Source organism: Kitasatospora sp. NPDC050543, from assembly GCF_044457565.1.
Classification (GTDB): domain Bacteria; phylum Actinomycetota; class Actinomycetes; order Streptomycetales; family Streptomycetaceae; genus Kitasatospora.
The window spans coordinates 1-18,313 of sequence record NZ_JBITGZ010000048.1; the positions used below are offsets into that span (position 1 = coordinate 1).

Here is an 18,313-nt window from a genome sequence, read left to right on the forward strand (position 1 = left end):
CGCCTCCTGCGCGACATCGCCGAAGGCCGCGAAATCGGCGACACCACCACCCTCGCCGACACCACCGTCATGAACACCATCCAGGCCCAACTCCCGCCGGCAGACAGTGCGAGCTGACCGCACGCCGACGGCCGGCCCTGCGCCGCGGATCCGCCGCGCAGGGCCGGCCGGGGCCGGCTCCGAGCCCGCCCCGGGGGCCGTCCTAGTGGAACCCGCGCGCCTCGGAGGGGACGGCGGCGAGCGAGAGCATGCCGTCCGCGAACTCGACCGCGGGCAGCGCGGAGGCCGGCAGCACGGACTCCGCCGGGGGCAGCCGGCGCTGCACGCACTCCGCCTCCAGGTCGGCGAGGAACTCGTCGAGCACGGCCCGGGTGGCCGAGGTCATCATGAAGATGTGCGCCCACCGGCGCAGGCTGCTCCGGTCACCCGGATCCATCAGCACGTTCTCGGTGGACAGCGACCACTTGGCGACCAGCTGGTCGCCGGGGCGGCGGAAGCGCACCGTCAGCGAGCCGTTGGTACGGGTCGGCCAGAGCTCGACGCCGTGCTTCTTCTCCAGCGCGCGAAGCCGCTCCTCCAGGTAGCGGGCGAGCTGCTGCGCCCCGCGGATCAGGTCGACCTGGCCCTGGTAGGAGTGCCGGGCCAGGTGGTCCCAGACCACCAGCGGCGAGAAGCCGTTGCGCGATCCGGCGAAGGTGGTGTCCGGCGAGCCGATGTAGTCGGGCAGCGAAGGCGGGCTCAGCTGGTACTTGACCTTGGTCATGAACAGGCCGCAGGGCCAGGGCGCGCCCGGCCACTTGTGGCCGCTCATGACGATCGAGGAGACCATGTCGATCCTGCCGTGGTTCCTGCTGCTGACCGTCAGACCGAAGTCGAACTCCGGGAGCTGGACCTCCGGGGTCCAGCCGAAGCGCGGCTCCTTGAAGGCCATCCGCATGAAGGGGCCGTACCCGGCGCCGAGCGCACCGTCCACGTGGATCCAGAACCCCCGGCGGATGTCCGCCAGTTCCTCGCCCGTAGGCGGGTCCTTGCCGTAGACCACCCGGCGTTCCAGCAGCCCGTTCTGCTCCAGGATCGGCATCAGCCGCTCGCAGACCCGGCGCACGTCGTCGTGCGCTCCCTTGAAGGTGCTGCCGTAGTTGAGGATCACCATGACGGGGTGGCCCTTGCCGGCGAAGAAGCGGACCAGGGCCTCCAGGGCGTCGATGTCGATCTCGCCGGGGCCGTCCGCGGAGAACCCGGACGGGCCGGGGCGCGAGGGCACCTCGGTGGGCCAGTGCGCCATCGGACGGTCCTGGGCGTCCCTGAGCGGGCAACCGCCCGGGTACAGCTGCTCCCCGACGGCGTGGAAGGTCTCGGCGCCGAGCACGCGGACGGCCTTGGCCAGCGAGTAGTGGGTGTCCTCGGAGTAGAACACCACCGGTCGGTAGGCGTTGGGGTTGCGCCGGTCGGGCGCGGCCTGGATCCAGCGCAGGACGCCGAACGGGCCCTCGGCCACCTCCGGCCTGATCAGGGCCTTGCCGCTGAGGTAGTCGCGGGCGTTCCACAGGCCGTACATGTTGCCCTCGGTGGAGCCCATCGAGAGCATGTAGCCCCAGTACGACTCCGGATCGGCCGGGTTGTGCGGCCACTTGGCGTTCCAGAGCGCCGCGTAGTAGTCCAGCACCGCCCGTTCGACCACCTTGGTGTTCGGCTTGTAGCCGCCGGTCCGGAACGGGTCGCCGATGTTGTTGAGGTGGCCCTCCATGAACCGCGACAGGTCCGTCGGGTAGCCGTTCATGTCCTGGTTGGCCTGGTAGCCGAGCATGTGGTCGCGCTTGTCGGCGAGGTAGAGCTCCATCCGGCTGAGCGCCCGGCGCCGCTCGGCCGGGCTCAGGCCGTCCGCGTGGAGCCCGAAGTCCTCGGCCTCCAGGCCCGGCTCGACGGGGTACGCGCTGCGCGGGTCACCGCTGGGCGGGGTGGCGAATGCCGAGTGGCCGTTGGTCAGGCCGTCGATGGACAGGAGGCGGTCAGGGTGGAAGGTGGCGTCCGTCATGGGGAGAATCTCCGCGACATGGGGAGGAAGGCCTCGCGCGGGAACGGCGCGGGCGCGGAACGGCGTCGGCGAGGGGGGCACCGGCGGGACCGGACGTACCGGGCCCCGGGCGTGGCGGCCGAGGGCCACCGGGCCGACACCGTGAGTATTCGCCGCCGGAGCCCGCTCGGCACCTCGGACTCGGTCGAACGGGTACGTCCTGCGGCTCCGGCTCCGGCGCCCGCACCTCTCCCGCCCGCCCCGGCTGCCCGGGCGTCGGCCGCCCTCCCGTCAGCCGCCCCGGCCTCCGGCGGCCGCCGCCTTGCGGCAGAGCGCCTCGGCCAGGCCGGAGCGGCCGTGGATGCCGAGCTTGCCGTAGGTGTTGGTGAGGTGGACCTCGACCGTGCGCAGCCCCACGAACAGGTGCTGGGCGATCTCCCGGTTGGTCATGCCCTTGGCCGCCAGACCGGCCACCCGGCGCTCGGTGGGGGTCAGCGCGTCCACGCCCTGGAAGGCCCGGGTGCGCGGCCGGTCACCGGCCGCCCGCAGCTGCGCCAGCGCCTGCTCGGCGACCACCGCGGCGCCCAGCCGGTGGGCCACGCTGGCCGCGCGCTGGAGCTGGACCCGGGCCTGCGCCGGCCGGTCCGCCGCCCGCAGCAGGCCGCCGTGGTCCGCCAGCGCCTGGGCGTACTTGTACTGCGCCGTGGTCTCCTCCAGGATGCCCACGGCCTCGCCGAGCAGCTCCAGGCCGCGGGACCCGCCGGTGACCAGGCCCAGGGTGCGCCGCGCCGATCCGATGAACTCCGGTACGCCCCACTCCTGAGCGAGCGTCAGATCCTCCTGCGCCAGGACGAGTGCGGACTCGCGCTCGTCCAGCGCCGCCAGCGCCAGGGCCGCCTCGGCGCGCCAGGGCAGGGCGCCCGGCCCGGGCAGGCTGCGGGCGCTGCAACGCCGGCCGCTGAGCAGGAAGTCGGCCAGGCCGTCGCGCAGACGGCCCTGGGCGACCCGCAGCCGGCCGCGCACCAGCAGCACGTAGTCGTTGATCCAGTGGCCGTTGAGGTCCCCGGTGAGCCCGGCGCGCTCCAGCAGCTCCGCGGCGTACTCGACGTTGCCCTGCTTGATCAGGGCGTCCATCACGATGGTCAGCGGCGCCGCGCAGTGGCTGTGCCGCAGGGTGATCCCGGTCTCCTCCAGGGCCTCCAGGGCGTTCGCCGCGTCGGCCCGGCTGTCCAGCACCCGGCCGAGCCGGCAGTGCACGCCGGCCCGGGTGCTGCTGGCCAGTGCGTACGCGAAGGCCGAGCCGCGGGCACGGGCCTCCTCCACGGCCGCGTCGGTGTACATCAGGGCGAGCTCCGCCTGACCGGTGGCGCCGAGCGCGAGGATCGCGCCCGCGTAGACGCCGGACTCGTCGTCCAGCGGGCTCAGCCCGTTGCTCAGCGCCTGGCGGGCGAGTTCCACCACCTCCTCGGGGCGCTCCCCCGCCATCACCGCCCGCAGGCTGAGCAGCGCGGCGAGCGGCCGCTCCACGGCCGTGCCCTCGGCGTCGGCGATGCCGAGCTCGCGCAGCCGGGGCAGTACCGAGGTGGCCGAGGCCGCCTGGCTGATGCTGCCGTAGATGAAGTCGACCTCCAGGCGCAGCGCGTTGGCCGGATCCAGCGGGCGCAGCGCGGCGCTGGTGCCGCGCAGCACGGCCAGGCCCTCCTGGTAGCGGTCGAGGGCGAACAGCGCACCGGAGAGGGTACGCGCGGCGGCCGTCCGCTCGACCGGGTCCCAGGACAGCTCCAGGCCGCGCCGGAGGTGCCCGACGGCGGCCGGCACGTTGGAGGCGAGTTCGGCCTCACCCAGGCTGATCGTCAGGGTGGCCCGGGTGGCCCGGTCCATCGATTCGCGCAGGGCGCGGCGCAGGAAGGCCACGGCGCGCTCGGGGCCGCCCAGCCGGGCGGCCTCGGCGGCGGCCCGCCGCAGCACCTCCGGGGTGCCGGGCAGCCCGAGCGGGCCGTCCAGCAGGTGCCCGGCGGCCTCCTCCAGCGCGGCGCCGCGGGCCAGCAGCCGGGAGGAGGCGGCGGCGTGCAGCTGCTGACGTCTGCTCGGCAGGATCTCGGCGGCGACGGCCTCGGCGATCACCGGGCAGGCGAAGGCGATGCCGTCCTCGGCGCGGACCAGCAGGCCGGCCCTGACCAGGGCGTCGGCGGCGTCCTCGGCGGCCGGTTCACCCAGCCCGGCGACGCCCGCCACCAGGTCGGTGGTGGGGGCCGAGCCGAGCACGGCCGTGGCCTGGGCGACCGCCGTGGCGTCGGGGCCGAGGTCGCAGACCAGGCCGTGCACGGCCCGGGCGACACCGGGCGGCAGACAGCCGGCGAGCCGCTTCGCCGTCAGGGTGGCGGGCTCGTGCTGCCCGGCGCGCACGGTGCGCAGCAGGGCGTGCAGCAGGAAGGGGTTGCCGCCGGTCGCGGTGTGGCAGGCCAGGCCGAAGGCCTCGTCCACGCCCTCGCCCAGGACGTCCCGGACGATCGCGACGACGGCTGCGCTGCCGAGTGCGGGCAGGGTGATCTGGTGGCGGAACAGCGGCAGCAGGGCGCCCAGGGCGCCGGCCCCCTGCGGGTCGGTGCCGGGGCCGAGCGTGGCGATCACCACCAGGGGCAGGCCGCCCGAGCGGCGCAGCAGGTAGTGCAGCCAGCGCAGCGAGGGCTCGTCGGCCCACTGGAGGTCGTCGACCACCAGGACCAGGCGCCCGCGCCCGGTGAGGTTGACGGTGAGCCAGTGGAGGCCGTTGAGGAGCTCTTCGTCGGTGTGCGCCGGCCGGGGGGCGGCGGGTGCGAGCAGGGCGGCGGCCGCGGCGGCGTGGCCGGCGAGCAGTTGCTCGCGCCCGTCGGCGGCCTCGGCGGCGAGCAGCCGCTCGAACAGCTGGCGGACCACGCCGTGCGCGAAGGCGCGCTCGGGGACGGCGCCGGAGGCGGTCAGCACCAGGTCGCCGTCCTGGCGGGTACGTTCCAGGGCGGCGCGCAGCAGGGCGCTCTTGCCGCTGCCGGGTGCGCCCTCCACCAGGACGGCGGTACTGCGCGCCGCGGGGTCGGCGAGCAGTGCGGCGAGCGTGTCCAGTTCGTTCTCCCGGCCGATCAGCACGGGCACCCCCGGCGGGCCGCGCGGACCGTCGGTAGGCGCACGAGCGCCGGGGCGGGCGGGCGACGCGCGCAGGCGCCGAGGGCCGTCCCGGATGCTGGGGCATTCGGTGCGCAAACAGGACATCTGTCGTACCATGACCTGCCGTCGAGCGGGTTCCGCGCGGCGGTACCCGGGCGGCGGCGCCCCGTCGGTTCGACGGCCGGGGCCGGCAGCTGGGTGGTGTGGGCAGGCAAGAGTCGCTCGGAGGGTTCGAGGGCTGACGTTCGGCTCGGCGGCGCGGGCCGCCGTACGCCGCGACGGTCCGGGCGGCGGCCCGGTCGGCCGGATCTCGCAGGGGTCGTGGCGCCGGGCGTCGACGCCGACGGATCAGCGGGTCGGTGAGCACCGGGGACGACCGGTGACACCGGCGATCGACCGGTGCGACGCCCGCTCTCCTCCATCCTGCCGATCGGATGTCATACGTCCGTAATTTCCCGGTAAGTGGAGCGGTGTGCGGGCGTGGAGGAGCAGGTGCGCCGTGGCTCAGGCCGCGGTGGGCACCGGAACGGGGACTACGGGGACTACGGGGAGTGAACGGGACGATGGCTGATCTGAGGATCGCTCTGCTGGGACCCCTGCGGGTGTGGCGCGGCGAGCGGGAGCTGGAGACCGGCCCGGCGCAGCGGCGGGCGGTACTGGCCGCGCTCGCCCTGCGGCGCGGCCAGGTGGTGCCGGTGGACGACCTCGCCCAGGGCATCTGGGGCTGGGATCCGCCGACCAGCGCGGCGGTGGCGCTGCGCAACCACGTGTCCCGGCTGCGCGCTGTGCTGGAGGCCGATCCGCGCCGGCCCCGGCTGCTCGTCTCGGCGGCCGGCGGGTACGCGCTGCGCCTGGGCGAGGAGGCGCTGGACACCGTCCGTTGCGAGCGGCTGGCGGCGCAGGCGGAGCGGGCCGGCGCGGCGGGAGACCTGGAGGGCGGCGCGCGGCTGCTGGGCGAGGCGCTGGCCCTGTGGGACGGCACCGCGCTGACCGGCGTGCCCGGCGAGTACGCCGAGCGTCAGCGGCACCGGCTGACGGAGCGCAGGCTGGTGCTGGCGGAGTCCAGGCTGCGGCTGGAGCTGGAGCTGGGCCGGCACGCGGGGGCGGCCGCGGAGCTGTCCGCGCTGGCCGAGGAGCACCCCGTCCGGGAGGGGCTGCGCGCCCTGCAGATGCTGGCGCTGTACCGCTGCGGGCAGCAGGCGGCCGCCCTGGCCGGGTACGACCGGACCAGGCGTCACCTCGCCGAGGAGCTCGGGATCGACCCGGGCCCCGAGCTGAGCCGGCTGTACCAGGGCATCCTGCGTTCCGACCCGGCGCTCGCCGCCCCGGGCGAGGCCGAGCCGGCGGCCGCCGCCGTGGGCGCCGGCGGGCCGCCCGTGCGCGCGGCCGCGGAGTGGGTGCCGCCCGCGCAGCTGCCGGCCGCCGCTCCCGACTTCACCGGCCGGCTCGCGCACGTCGCCGGGCTCGGCGGCGCGCTGCGGCAGGCCGCCGGGCAGGCCGAGCAGGCGACCGCCGCGACGGTCTGGGTGATCCACGGCATGGGCGGCGTCGGCAAGACCACCCTGGCCGTGCAGGCCGCCCAGGCCGCTCGCACGCTGTTCCCCGACGGGCAGCTGTACGCGGACCTGCGCGGCGCCAGCAACGAGCCGGCCGACCCGCACCAGGTGCAGGGGGTGTTCCTGCGTTCACTCGGCGTCCCGCCCGAGAACATCCCCGGCAGCGTCGTCGAGCGTACGGCGCTGTACCGGTCGCGGATGGCCGGCCGGCGCCTGCTGCTGCTGCTCGACAACGCAGCCGGGACGGAGCAGGTGGAGTCGCTGATGCCCGGCACCGCGCAGTGCGCCGTGCTCCTCACCAGCCGCACCCCGCTGCCCTGCCTGCCCGTGACCGGCCGCGCGCTGCTGGAGCCCTTCGACGAGTCAGAGGCGCTCGCCCTGCTGGGCCGGATCGCCGGCGGCGCGCTCCTGGAGGGCGAGCCGCAGGCCGCGCGCGCCCTGGTGCGGGCGTGCGGGCTGCTCCCGCTCGCCGTGCGGATCGCGGCCGCCCGGCTGGCCTCCCGTCCCGGCTGGACGCTGGCCTCGCTCACCGACCGGCTGGCCGACCGGGCCCGGATACTCACCGAGCTGGAGACGGGCAGCCTGGCCGTGGAGAGCGCCTTCCAGCTCGGCTACGCCTCGCTCGGCAAGGCCACCGCCCGGGCGTTCCGGCTGCTGGCCATCCCGGAGATCGCCGAGCTGACCCCGGAGGTGTCCGCGGCCGTCCTGGACACCACCGAGCGGGCGGCGGAGGTGCTGCTGGAGGCCCTGGTCGACGTGGGCCTGCTGGAGTCGCGCGAGCCGGGGCGCTACCGGTACCACGACCTGGTGCGGCTGTTCGCCCGCCATCGCACGCTCAGTACCGACTCCGCCACCGAGCGCCGGGCCGTCCTCAGCCGGCTCGCCCACCACTACCTGGCCGGGATGGGCGCCGCGCTGCGGGTGGAGCGGCCCTACAGCCGGCTGGCCAACGCCCTGGACCCGTCCGGCGCGCGGCAGGCCGGGCCGGCCCGCGGCCAGCAGTGGGTGATCGCCGAGCTGCCCTCGATGCTGGCGCTGGCCGCCCAGATCCTGCACCACCCCACCCGGCCGGTCAGCCCGCAGGACGCCCGCGTCCTGGGCAGCCTGCTGGTGCTGCTGATGCCGTCCACCGATCTCTGCCTGCCCTGGCGGGGAATCAAGCCGATGGCGCAGGTGCTGCTGCGCAGCGCCGAGGAGCACGGGGACCGCGGCGCCGTCGTCAACGCCTGCGTGGTGCTGGCCATGGCGTACGCCCACACCGGGGAGCACGAGCTGGCCCGCGCCACGGCCCGGCGGGCGCACCAGGACACCGATCTGGACGATGCCGTCTTCCGGCACCGGATGCCGATGGTCCGGGGGACGGTGGCCGCGATGCACCCGGAGTCGCTGGAGGAGGCCGTCGGCCATTTCGAGCTGGGCCGGGAGCTCTCCCGGGAGGCGGGTGAGGCCGGGATGGAGGCCCAGTGCGCGGCAGGCCTGGCCAAGGCGCACCTCGGCCTGGGGCGGCCGGAGCAGGCGCTGCGGCACGGCCGCGACGCCCTCGCGCTCTACCGGGCCTCCGACTGCGCGGCGGGCGCCGCGCTGGCCCTGCGGCACCTGGGCGAGGCGCTGAACGCGCTCGGACGGCACGCGGAGGCGCTGGAGCAGTACGGCGCGGCGCTCGCGGTGTGCGAGGCGGAGGGTCTGCGGACGCAGCAGGCGCAGACGCTGCTGGCCTGCGCGGTCGCGGAGTCCGACGGCCGGCGCCCGGAGCGGGCGGCCGCCCTCGCCGGCGACGCGCTCGTCCTGCTCACCGAGCTCGGCGACCTGCCCGGTGCGCGGCGGGCCCGCGAGCTGCTGGGCCTCGCCCGGGAGGGCTGAGCCCGGCGGCCGCCTGCGTCGCGCCGCCCGGGGCCGGGCGCCGCAGCGGGCGCCGGGCACGGTACGGGCGCGGGAGCGCCAGGGGCGGGGTGGGGGCACCGCTGCGGCAGCGGAACGGGACAATGAAGCCATGAACGACGAGCAGACTCCACCCCGCACCGCCACCGAGCGCAGGCAGCGCCTGCTGGACAGGATGCGACGGGACGGCGGCACCTGGGACTGGCGCCGGGCCCGCGAGACCTACGATCCGCGTCCCGATCCCCGCACCGTACGACGTGACCTCCAACTGCTCTACCGGGAGGGCCAGCTGGTCCGGGTCGAGCACGGTGAGTTCGAGGCGGTCGCGCTGTAGCGCGGGGCGCGGGGCGCGGGGCGCGGGGCGCGGGGCGCGGGGCGGCCATGCCTGGCCGCCGCCCGCCCCGGCACTCGTACGCCAAGTACCGTGCGGCGAGCGCCCGTACGGCAGGGCGCACCGGCAGGGCGTAGGACCAACGACCGATGGCCACCGCGGCTCGGACCCGGCTGAATGGGTGATCGAAGAGCCGAGAGAGTGGAGTTCGTCCATGGACAAGTCACAGGTCGAGGACTACCTGGCCCGGATCGGGGCGCAGCGCCCGGCCCGCGCCGACCTCGAAGCGCTGATCGCCCTGCAACGCGCGCACCTCGCGACCGTCCCGTTCGAGAATCTCAGCATCCACCTCGGCGAGCCGATCGTGCTGACCGAGGCGGCACTGCTGGCCAAGCTGGTGGACCGCCGACGGGGCGGCTTCTGCTACGAACTCAACGGCGCCTTCGCCGCGTTGCTCACCGCGCTCGGCTACCGGGTCAGCCTGCTCAGCGCCCGCGTCGTGCACGAGGACAAGGCGGGCCCGCCGTTCGACCACATGGCGCTGCGGGTCGACCTCGACGAGCCGTGGCTGGTGGACGTCGGCTTCGGCCGGTCCGCCGAGGCGCCACTGCGACTGAACGAGCGCGGCGAGCAGTCCGACGGGGCCGGGACCTTCCAGCTCGTCGAACACGGCGACGACCTGGACCTGCTGATGAACGGTGGCGTGCAGTACCGGCTCGACCTCCGCCCCTACGACCTGTCGGACTTCGCCCCGACCTGCTGGTGGCAGAGCACCTCGGCCGACTCGCACTTCAGCCGGTTCCTGACCTGCTCGCTGCTCACCCTGGCCGGCCGGGTCACCCTCAGCGGCACCCGGCTGTACCGGACGACGGCGAACGGCGAACGCGAGCAGTCCGAACTGACCGAGAGCGAGGCGCTCGACACCTACCGGACGGTGTTCGGGATATCGCTGGAGCGGCTGCCCGTCCTGGCGGTCAGCGAACCGCCGCGACCACAGCGTCCGTGACGGAGCGCCAGGCCACGCCGGCCTCCCGGAAGCCCGCCTCGACGAGCCTGGCGGTGTGCCACTCGGCCGGGTGGAACTCACCGTCGGCGTGCTCGCCGTACAGCGCCTTGCGCGCGACGACGTGGTCGGCGAGCAGCGGGTCGGCCGCCGCGGCCGCCCACCAGTCGGCCCAGTCGAGCACGCCCTCCGCCCGCTCCCGCGCCCGGCGGCGCTGCTGGAACGCCTCGTCGGCGGCGGTGAGGAGCGGGACGGCGTGGTCGGGCGCGCGGTCGGCGTTGAGGAACAGCCCGCCCGGGCGGACCACCCGCGCCAGGTCCGCGTAGAGGCGGAGCAGATCGTCGGTGGCCAGCCAGTGCAGGGCGGTCGCCGTCAGCACGGCGTCGTACGGGCCGGGCGGCAGGGCGTCCGCCCAACCCGGGTCCGTGAGGTCCGCGGTGACCAGCAGCAGCCGGGGCTCGTCCGCGAAGTGGCCGCGGGCGATGGCGAGCAGCGCCGGGTCCTGGTCGACGCCGACGCTCACCGCGCCGGGCAGCCGGGCGAGCAGCCGCTCACTGATGCTGCCGGTGCCGCAGGCCAGGTCGAGGATCCGGGGCGTCGGGCCGGCCACCGCCTCGACCAGGTCGAGCATCACCCGGAACCGCTCCTCGCGGTCGGGCAGGTACCACTCCTGCTGGCGGTCCCAGCTGCGCTGCCAGTCGTTCCAGTGGTTCCGGTCCGTCATGTCCACCCCTCGGTAATAGCCTTGAGCGCGATTGGTCTCTTACCGACTCTAGGCCGCCCGAGTAATGGACGCAAGACGAGTGGGGGTATTACTTATCGATGGAACGGGAGGACCCCGGACATCATGGCGATGCCCGGGGTCCCGGTACTGCGCGAACGGCGTCAGCAGGTGACGGCGACGTCGATGTCCACCGGCCTGGCCGGCCACGGGTAGGACTGGACACTGAAGCTGCCGTGCACGGTCGAGCCGCACGGCACGGTGCCACCGGCGCCGTCGACCTTCACGTTCGAGGCGAGGAAGGTGACGCTCCGGTTCACCGAACCGAGCGAGACGCCGCCCGCCACAGTGCCCGAGAGTGCGGTGATCAGCTGCCGCGGCCGTGGCGCCGGGCTGTCCGGGGTGGGCGGGCCGGCCAGGCCGACCTGGCCGTACAGCTGGACGCCGTTGCCCGTGATGTCGGCACAGACCTTGGTCAGCAGACCCGACTGGAGCCCGGAGGGCCCACAGATCGTGACGGTCGCAGCGGTACCGGCCGGAGAGACCGGCGACGGCGCGACGGCCCCCGCCGGGGCGACGGCCAGGGCGGTGGCTCCGGCCACGCCCGCTGCGATCAGGGCAAGTCGACTCATCGGAACTCTCCTTATGACGGGCGCCTCGGACAGACATCGGAGGGCCAGTTGAAATGTGATATTTCACATCCGATCTGGCTACAGAATGGCACACGCTCGAACGCTCCGGGCAATCTCCATGCCATGGAGTAGCTGTGATCTGCGCAACTCCTATGCCGTTACGGTCTGTTGACACAGCATCAAATCGACACTGCGTCAGATCGAGCGAAACCCCGCCCCACCTGCGCGGACCTCTCCCCCGGCGCGGCCGGCCCGGATCCGCGCGCGCCCTCGGTCCGCACACCGGCCGACCCCGCGCATTCAGTCGGCGGCCGACGGGAGTTCGCACAAGCTCCGACCCACCGTCATCGGCCGTTCAAGTTCCCGCGCGCCTCCACGCACCCCCGTCGGTGCCATCGGTACGACTCGTCCACCGCCCGGGCGACATCCGGAACCGGCCGCTTCACGGGAGGACGTATACGCAGCGCCCCTACGGGTAGCGATGGTGCCGTCAGGACACGCACTGCCAGGACACGCACCGTCAGGCAGCACCGGCAGAGGGCCGGGCCGCCACGCGCACGCGGGCGGCGACACAGCGAACGCGGAGGTCTCGTGAGCACACCGATGGACGACGTCGAGGGCAGCGCGCCCGGCCCCCGCCCGGCCCGGGCGACGCTGTCACGGCGGCGGTTCCTCCAGGCGGCAGCGGCCACGGCTGGCGTGGCGGGAGTGACCGTAGCCGGTCCGGCGCGGGCGGACGGCCCCGCCCAGGCACCGGCCCGGACATCGGTCCAGGCCCAGGCACCGGCCCGCCGCACCACACTGTCGTTCACGACCGCCACCAACGGCGCCGCCACCCTCGCGCCGTCCGGCGAGCACCTGGTCGCCGAGGTGCAGAGCGTCCTGTGGTCCGTCCCCCGCCGGGGCGGCGACGCCGTCGCGCTCACCCCTCCCGATCTGGAGCCCACCCGCCCGGTGCACTCACCCGACGGCCGGTCCCTCGCGGTGTGCGCCTACCGGGGCGGCGGCTTCCACCTCTGGACCCTGGCGGCGGACGGCTCCGGTCTGCGGCAGCTCACCGACGGGCCGTGGGACGACCGTGCACCGTCCTGGTCCCCCGACGGCCGCCGGATCGCGTTCTGCTCCGAACGCGGCGGCGATCCGGTGGCGGGCAGCCCGTACCGGATCTGGACGGTGGACGTCCACGCCGGGACGCTCACCCAGCTGACCGGACTCCCAGCGCAGCAGGGCCCGTTGCAGGACGCCGCGTGGGAGGACTTCGACCCGGTCTGGTCGCCCGACGGCGAACGGGTGCTGTTCGTCCGGGGCCGGGTCACCGCCGCGGGCACCCTGGAAGCCCGGACCATCGCGGCCGTCCCCGCCTCCGGGGCCGGCGCGGTGACGGTGGTGCACACCGAGCCGGCCCCCGGCGCGAGCATCATGACGCCGGCCCTCTCACCGGCCGGGCGGCTGGCCCACCTGCGCACCACCGCCGCACCGGCGGCCTCCTGCACGCTGGTCGTGGACGGCCTGCCCGTCCCGCTGGCCGGCGATCTCGCGCCCGTGCCGCCGCGCTGGACCGGCGAGCAGAGCCTGCTGCTCACCGTCGACGGCACCTTCCGGATCGTCCGCACGGACACCGGTGAACAGACCGAGCTGATCCCGCTCGCCGCGCGGATGCCGGTGGAGCGGCCCGGGTACCGGATGAAGGACTACGACTGGGACTCCGCCGCCGTGCGGCCGGTGCGTGGCATCCACCTGCCGGCCCTGTCACCGGACGGGCGGCAGGTCGCCTTCGCCGCGCTCAACGCGCTCTGGCTGGCCGACGTCCCGGGCACCGCCACCGGCACCGGCACCGGGAGGCCGAGGAGGCTGGTGCAGGCCCCGCCCACCCGCTACCTCCACGGGCCGAGCTGGTCACCGGACGGCCGCTCGCTGCTCTACGCCGACGACCGCGGCGGGTTGTTCGCGATCCGCCGCCACGATCCGGCCACCGGCGCGGAGCAGGTACTCGCCGAAGGCGGCCGGGTCTTCCCCGCGCTCTCCCCGGACGGCACCCGGCTCGCCTGCCTGGACCTCGCGGGCAACCTGCTCGTCCGCGACCTCGCCGCGGGCACCGAACACGTGCTCGCCGCGCCGATGGGCGGCGGCGGGCTACCCGGGCGCCCCAGCTGGTCACCCGACGGCCGCCACCTCGCGCTGTGCGACCGCAACCGGCTCAACCGGCGCTTCCGCGAGGGCTACAACCTCGTCCGGATCGTCGACGCGGCGACCGGTGCGGACCGCCTGCACGCCGTGGCGGAGCACACCTCCATCTCCGACCGCTACGCCTGCGGCCCCGTCTGGTCCCCCGCGGGCCGCCACCTCGCCTACGTCGCGGAGTCCGCACTGTGGCTGCTGCCGGTGCTGGCGGACGGCACCCCGGACGGTGAACCACTGCGGCTGACCGACGAGAGCGCCGACCACCCCTCCTGGTCCGGCGACGGCCGCACCCTGCTCTACCAGTCGGCGGGCCGGCTGCGGCTGCTCACGCTCACGCCCGACGGCGACTCGGCCCCGGTCACCGCCCCGGCCCCGGCCCCGGTCACCGTGCGGGTGGCCCTCGACTACCGCCGCCCCGCCGCCGTGGACACCGTGGTGCACGCCGGCCGGCTCTGGGACGGCACCGGCGAGACGGTCCGCGAGGACGTGGACATCACGGTACGGGCGGGCCGGATCACCGAGATCGCCGCGCACCGCGCCGGCCGCCGCACGGGCCGCCTGGTCGACGCCTCGCAGCGCACGGTCATCCCCGGCCTGTGGGACACCCACACCCACCCCTGGCCGTACACCTACGGCGGCCGGCAGAGCGCGCTGCAACTGGCCTACGGCATCACCACGGCCGTCTCGCTCGGCGGCTTCGCGTACGAGCAGGCCCGGCTGCGCGAGGCCGTCGCGGCGGGCGAGCTGACCGGGCCCCGGCAGCTGATCACCGGTGAGCTGCTGGACGGCCCGCGGGTCGCGTACAGCATGGGCCGGGCGCACCGCACCCGGGAGGGGCTGCGCCGGTCGCTGGAGCGCGCAGCGGCGCTGGAGTGGGACTTCGTCAAGACCTATGTCCGCGCCCCGGCCTGGCTGATGGCGGAGGCCGCCCGGTTCGCCCAGCAGCGGCTGGGGGTGCGCAGCGGCAGCCATCTCTGTTCACCAGGTCTGCAGAGCGGCCAGGACCTGACCACCCACCTGCAGGCCACCCAGCGCCTGGAGTACGGCCACGCGATCACCGCGGGCGGGCGCTCGTACCAGGACGTCGCGGAGATCTACGCCGGTACGGACTTCCATCTCGTCGCGACGCCGTTCACCGCGCTGCCGCTGCTCGGTGCCGACCCCTCGCTCGCCGCCGACCCCCGGGTGACCACGCTGATGCCGCCGTGGGACGCCCAGCTGGTGCAGCAGTTGTCCGGCGTGGCGCCGACCGCCGAGCAACTGGCCACGCTGGAGCTGGAACTGGCCGTCTACCGGCGGGTACTCGCCGGCGGCGGCCTGGTCGCCCTCGGCACCGACCAGCCGCTGGTACCGGTCGGCCTGCATCTGCACCTGGCGCTGCGGGCCCTGCACGCCTCGGGCCTGTCCCCGGCGCAGGCGCTGCGCACCGCGACCGCGCTGCCGGCGCGGGTCTTCGGGGCCGACCGGGACCTCGGTACGGTGGAGCCGGGCAAGCTCGCCGACCTCACCGTGATCGACGGCGATCCGTTCCGCGACTTCGCCACGCTCATCCGCACGGCGGCCGTCCTGCGGGGCGGGGTGGTCCAGGAGCAGTCCGGGCTGGTCGAGGCCTTCGCGGCCCCGGACACCGCGCGCGGCGCGGTCCGGCGCGCGGGGCAGGCGGACACCGACTGGCTCGCGGTGGGCCGGCGGATGCGCGAGGGCGGCTGCTGCGGGTCGGAGCCGGCGGACTGGGCCTGAGGGCGGCCGGCCGAGCCCGCCGGGGCCGTCCGAGCCTGAGAGGAGCGGGCCGAGCGGAGCGGGCGTGCTGCTCGGACCCGGCGGGTCACCGTCGGGCCACCGCCGGTGGGGCCGTCGTGGGGCCGCGCCCGCGCTCGTCGCACGCTCAGCGCACGAGGTCGGAGAGCCGCACGAAGTGGCCGCCCGCGTCGAGGAGTTGCGGTACCGCGGCGGCGACACCGAGCGCGGTGCCGCCGCCCGGATGGTTCATGTGGCAGAGGACGATCGACCCCGGCCCCGCACCCGCGACCGTCTCATTCACCTGATCCGCCGTGAAGGTGGCGCCGCCGTCCCCGTTGACGGTGAATCCGGCGATCCGCGCGCCCAGCGCGGTGACGATGCGGGCGGCGACGTCGTCGTAGTAGGCCGTGCCGGCGCGGAAGAACCGCGGCGGGTGCCCGAGCAGGCCCGTCAGCCTGTCCCGGTTGCCCGCCACCTCGTCGAACACCTCTCCGGCGTCGCGCGTGCCCGGGATCCCGTACGCCGATCGGCCGGACACCGAGAGCGGGCGGTGCAGGGTGCCGTGGTTGCCGATCTCGAACAGCGGGTCGGCGGCGAGCTCGCCGAACGGGCCGGGGTTGGCGTCGAGCCACCGGGCGTTCAGGAACAGTGTCGCGGGCACCCGGTGGGCCCGGAGGAAGTCGAGCAGGGCCTCGTCGTAGCCGCTGCCGTCGGGCCCGCCGCAGGCGTCGAAGGTCAGCGCGATCGCGGGCTCGGCGGTGGGCAGTGCGCCGACCACGCCCGGAGCGTCGAAGCCCCAGCCCTCGGGGGCGAGCTCGCCGAAGCGAAGCAGCACCTGCTCGCGGGTCACCGGCGCAGCCGGCGGTACGGCGGCGGCCTCCGCGGCGGCGGCGGTCTCCGTCGCGGAGGCGGTCCGGTCGGCCGGTGCAGTGGCGGTGGCCGTGGAGGCCGTGTCGGCGGTCGGGGCGGGCGTCGCGGTGGCCTGGTGCACGGTGGGGCCCGCCGCGGAGCCGGGTCCGACCGTCTGCTGCGGCGCGCAGCCCGCCGCACCGCCGGCCACCGCGCCACCCGCCACGGCCGCCAGCACCGCCCGACGACTCACCGTCATCCGGCACCTCCGCTCCCGCTCGGCCGTCCGGATCGGCGGCGCACGGACCAGCCCTGATGAATCACATTAGATGCTTGCTTGTTCGATTTACGGAGGCGCCCGACACGGCGTCACCGATTGCCTCGGATGGCCGCGTGGCCCCCGGTTCGGCCAGGGGCCGCCGCCGCGGTCCGCGCCCCGGCCGGCGACCCGGATGTCGGCCGCACGGGCTGAGGTCGTACGGCCGACATTCCGGGAGGGGCGAGGGTGGGCGAGCCATCACCGGCCGGTCCTCGCGGGGTAGCACCGCTCCTACTCGGCCGGATGCGGTCGTGATGACCAGCACACCGTTCACCCGGCGATCACTCTGCCGCAGATCCGGGACGAAGGGCGCCTGGATCATCGCATGAGCGATGACAAGGGTCCATGTCGAGATCTACAGCGCGCGGCCGGCCGTCCCACGGTGGCCGGATCCGCTCCGAGCGATCTGGCGCGCAGCAGCCGCCTCGGCTTGGCTGTGGCGGCACGGACCCGGCCTGATCGGTGACGGGCCGCAGTCGAGGCCCCGCAGCGGGGCAAGTGGGGAGCCGAGCATGGCCACGCACGCCACATACCTACCGGATCCACCACCGGTGACCGGCCGCACGCCGAATGAGAACCGTCCCGCCGGCCCCCGAGGCACACGCCGCCCACGCATGCGAGCCGTACCCGGCCACCGGCTGGCCCGGCTGCCGCAGCTCGCCGCCGCCGACGACACGCTCCGGCGGGACATCTCCGTGGTGAGCGCGGTCCTGCCGTTCAAGGTCAACAACTACGTGCTCGACGAGCTCATCGACTGGGACCGGGTGCCCGAGGACCCGATCTTCCGGATGACCTTCCCCCATCGCGACATGCTCCCGGGGGACCTCTTCGACGGCCTCGCCGAGCTGATGGCCGACCAGCCCTCCCGGGAGCGGCTCGCGGACGCCGTCGACACCGCTCGCCGCGCGCTCAACCCGCACCCCGGCGACCAGCTGTCGGCCAACGTGCCGCTGCTGGACGGGCGGCCCGTGCCCGGCCTCCAGCACAAGTACCGGGAGACGGTGCTGGTCTTCCCCGCCCAGGGCCAGACCTGCCACTCCTACTGCGGGTACTGCTTCCGCTGGGCTCAGTTCGTCGGAATCAGCGAGCTGAAGCAGTCCGTCGACTCGCCCCGGCCGGCGGTGGACTACCTGCGCGCCCACCCCGAGGTCTCCGACGTGCTGCTCACCGGCGGCGACCCGATGATCATGTCCAGCGAGCGCCTTGCCCGGTACGTCCTGCCGCTGCTCGACCCGGGGACCGAACACATCAGGACGATCCGCTTCGGCACCAAGGCGCTCGGCTACTGGCCGTACCGGTTCACCACCGACCAGGACGCCGACGACCTGCTGCGGCTGTTCGAACGGTGTGTGCGGGCCGGGCGGCAGGTGGCGGTGATGGCGCACTTCAGCCATCCACGGGAGCTGGCCACCGACGCCGTCCGCGTGGCGATCACCCGGATCCGCGCCACCGGGGCCGTCGTCCGCGCGCAGGCACCGGTCATCCGGTGGGTGAACGACGACCCGCAGGTGTGGGCCGAAATGTGGCGCGCCATGGTGGGCCTGGGGGTCATCCCGTACTACATGTTCGTCGAACGGGACACCGGCGCCAGCGGGTACTTCGAGATCCCGCTGGCCCGGGCGCTGGAGGTGTACCAGGAGGCCACCCGGCGGGTCTCCGGGCTGGAGCGCACCAGCCGCGGCCCGGTGATGTCCGCCTCTCCCGGCAAGGTCAGCCTCGACGGCAGCGCCGAGATCGGCGGTGAGCGGGTCTTCGTCTGCCGCTTCCTGCAGGCCCGTGACCCGCAGCGGGTCGGCCACCCGTTCTTCGCCCGCCATGACGACACCGCCACCTGGTACGACCAGCTGCGGCCCGCCTCGTTCGAACGGCGGCCCTGGTTCGCCGCCGATCCGCCGGCCAACGGGCATGGGCGCTCGGTCGCGGCGCCCTGCACCGCCGGGGCCTGAGG

Annotated in this window: 10 protein-coding genes; 5 read left to right on the plus strand and 5 right to left on the minus strand. The window is 75.0% G+C overall.

Features of this window, described 5'->3' with window-relative positions; translation table 11 throughout:
- Positions 1-202: 202 nt before the first annotated feature.
- Together ACIBH3_RS33150 and ACIBH3_RS33155 are read right to left on the minus strand one after the other, a co-directional pair.
- The gene (locus ACIBH3_RS33150) at positions 203-2,035 is read right to left on the minus strand and encodes a histidine decarboxylase (protein ID WP_396315819.1); all 1,833 of its coding nucleotides are present in this window, start codon (positions 2,033-2,035) and stop codon (positions 203-205) included.
- Between the two features lie 270 nt (positions 2,036-2,305).
- Entirely contained in the window at positions 2,306-5,137 is a 2,832-nt protein-coding gene (locus ACIBH3_RS33155; protein ID WP_396315820.1) for an AAA family ATPase, read from the minus strand.
- Positions 5,138-5,718: 581 nt separating this feature from the next.
- Between ACIBH3_RS33155 and ACIBH3_RS33160 the strand changes: the two genes are divergently transcribed.
- From ACIBH3_RS33160 to ACIBH3_RS33170, 3 genes are all read left to right on the plus strand, one after another.
- Positions 5,719-8,571, plus strand: a complete 2,853-nt coding sequence (locus tag ACIBH3_RS33160; protein WP_396315821.1) for an AfsR/SARP family transcriptional regulator — start codon at positions 5,719-5,721, stop codon at positions 8,569-8,571.
- A gap of 130 nt (positions 8,572-8,701) precedes the next feature.
- Positions 8,702-8,923, plus strand: coding sequence for a hypothetical protein (locus tag ACIBH3_RS33165; RefSeq protein ID WP_396315822.1), 222 nt, complete (start codon positions 8,702-8,704; stop codon positions 8,921-8,923).
- A 211-nt stretch (positions 8,924-9,134) separates the two neighbouring features.
- Positions 9,135-9,926: an arylamine N-acetyltransferase gene (locus ACIBH3_RS33170; RefSeq protein ID WP_396315823.1), complete on the plus strand. Its 792-nt coding sequence runs from the start codon at positions 9,135-9,137 to the stop codon at positions 9,924-9,926.
- Here the strand turns inward: ACIBH3_RS33170 and ACIBH3_RS33175 are convergent.
- On the minus strand, positions 9,895-10,647 hold the full coding sequence (locus ACIBH3_RS33175; RefSeq protein ID WP_396315824.1) for a class I SAM-dependent methyltransferase: 753 nt from the start codon (positions 10,645-10,647) through the stop codon (positions 9,895-9,897). The two genes, ACIBH3_RS33170 and ACIBH3_RS33175, sit on opposite strands and share 32 nt — an antisense overlap.
- A 161-nt stretch (positions 10,648-10,808) precedes the next feature.
- Entirely contained in the window at positions 10,809-11,276 is a 468-nt protein-coding gene (locus tag ACIBH3_RS33180) for a hypothetical protein (protein ID WP_396315825.1), read from the minus strand.
- Between the two features lie 603 nt (positions 11,277-11,879).
- Between ACIBH3_RS33180 and ACIBH3_RS33185 the strand changes: the two genes are divergently transcribed.
- Positions 11,880-15,197, plus strand: a complete 3,318-nt coding sequence (locus ACIBH3_RS33185; RefSeq protein ID WP_396315841.1) for an amidohydrolase family protein — start codon at positions 11,880-11,882, stop codon at positions 15,195-15,197.
- 145 nt (positions 15,198-15,342) lie between these two features.
- Here ACIBH3_RS33185 and ACIBH3_RS33190 read toward each other — a convergent pair whose 3' ends face one another.
- Complete coding sequence (locus tag ACIBH3_RS33190) at positions 15,343-16,305, minus strand: polysaccharide deacetylase family protein (RefSeq protein WP_396315826.1); 963 nt, start codon at positions 16,303-16,305, stop codon at positions 15,343-15,345.
- A 674-nt stretch (positions 16,306-16,979) separates the two neighbouring features.
- On the opposite strand from ACIBH3_RS33190, the gene ACIBH3_RS33195 reads away from it, so the two are divergent.
- Positions 16,980-18,311: a KamA family radical SAM protein gene (locus tag ACIBH3_RS33195; protein ID WP_396315827.1), complete on the plus strand. Its 1,332-nt coding sequence runs from the start codon at positions 16,980-16,982 to the stop codon at positions 18,309-18,311.
- Positions 18,312-18,313 lie beyond the last annotated feature (2 nt).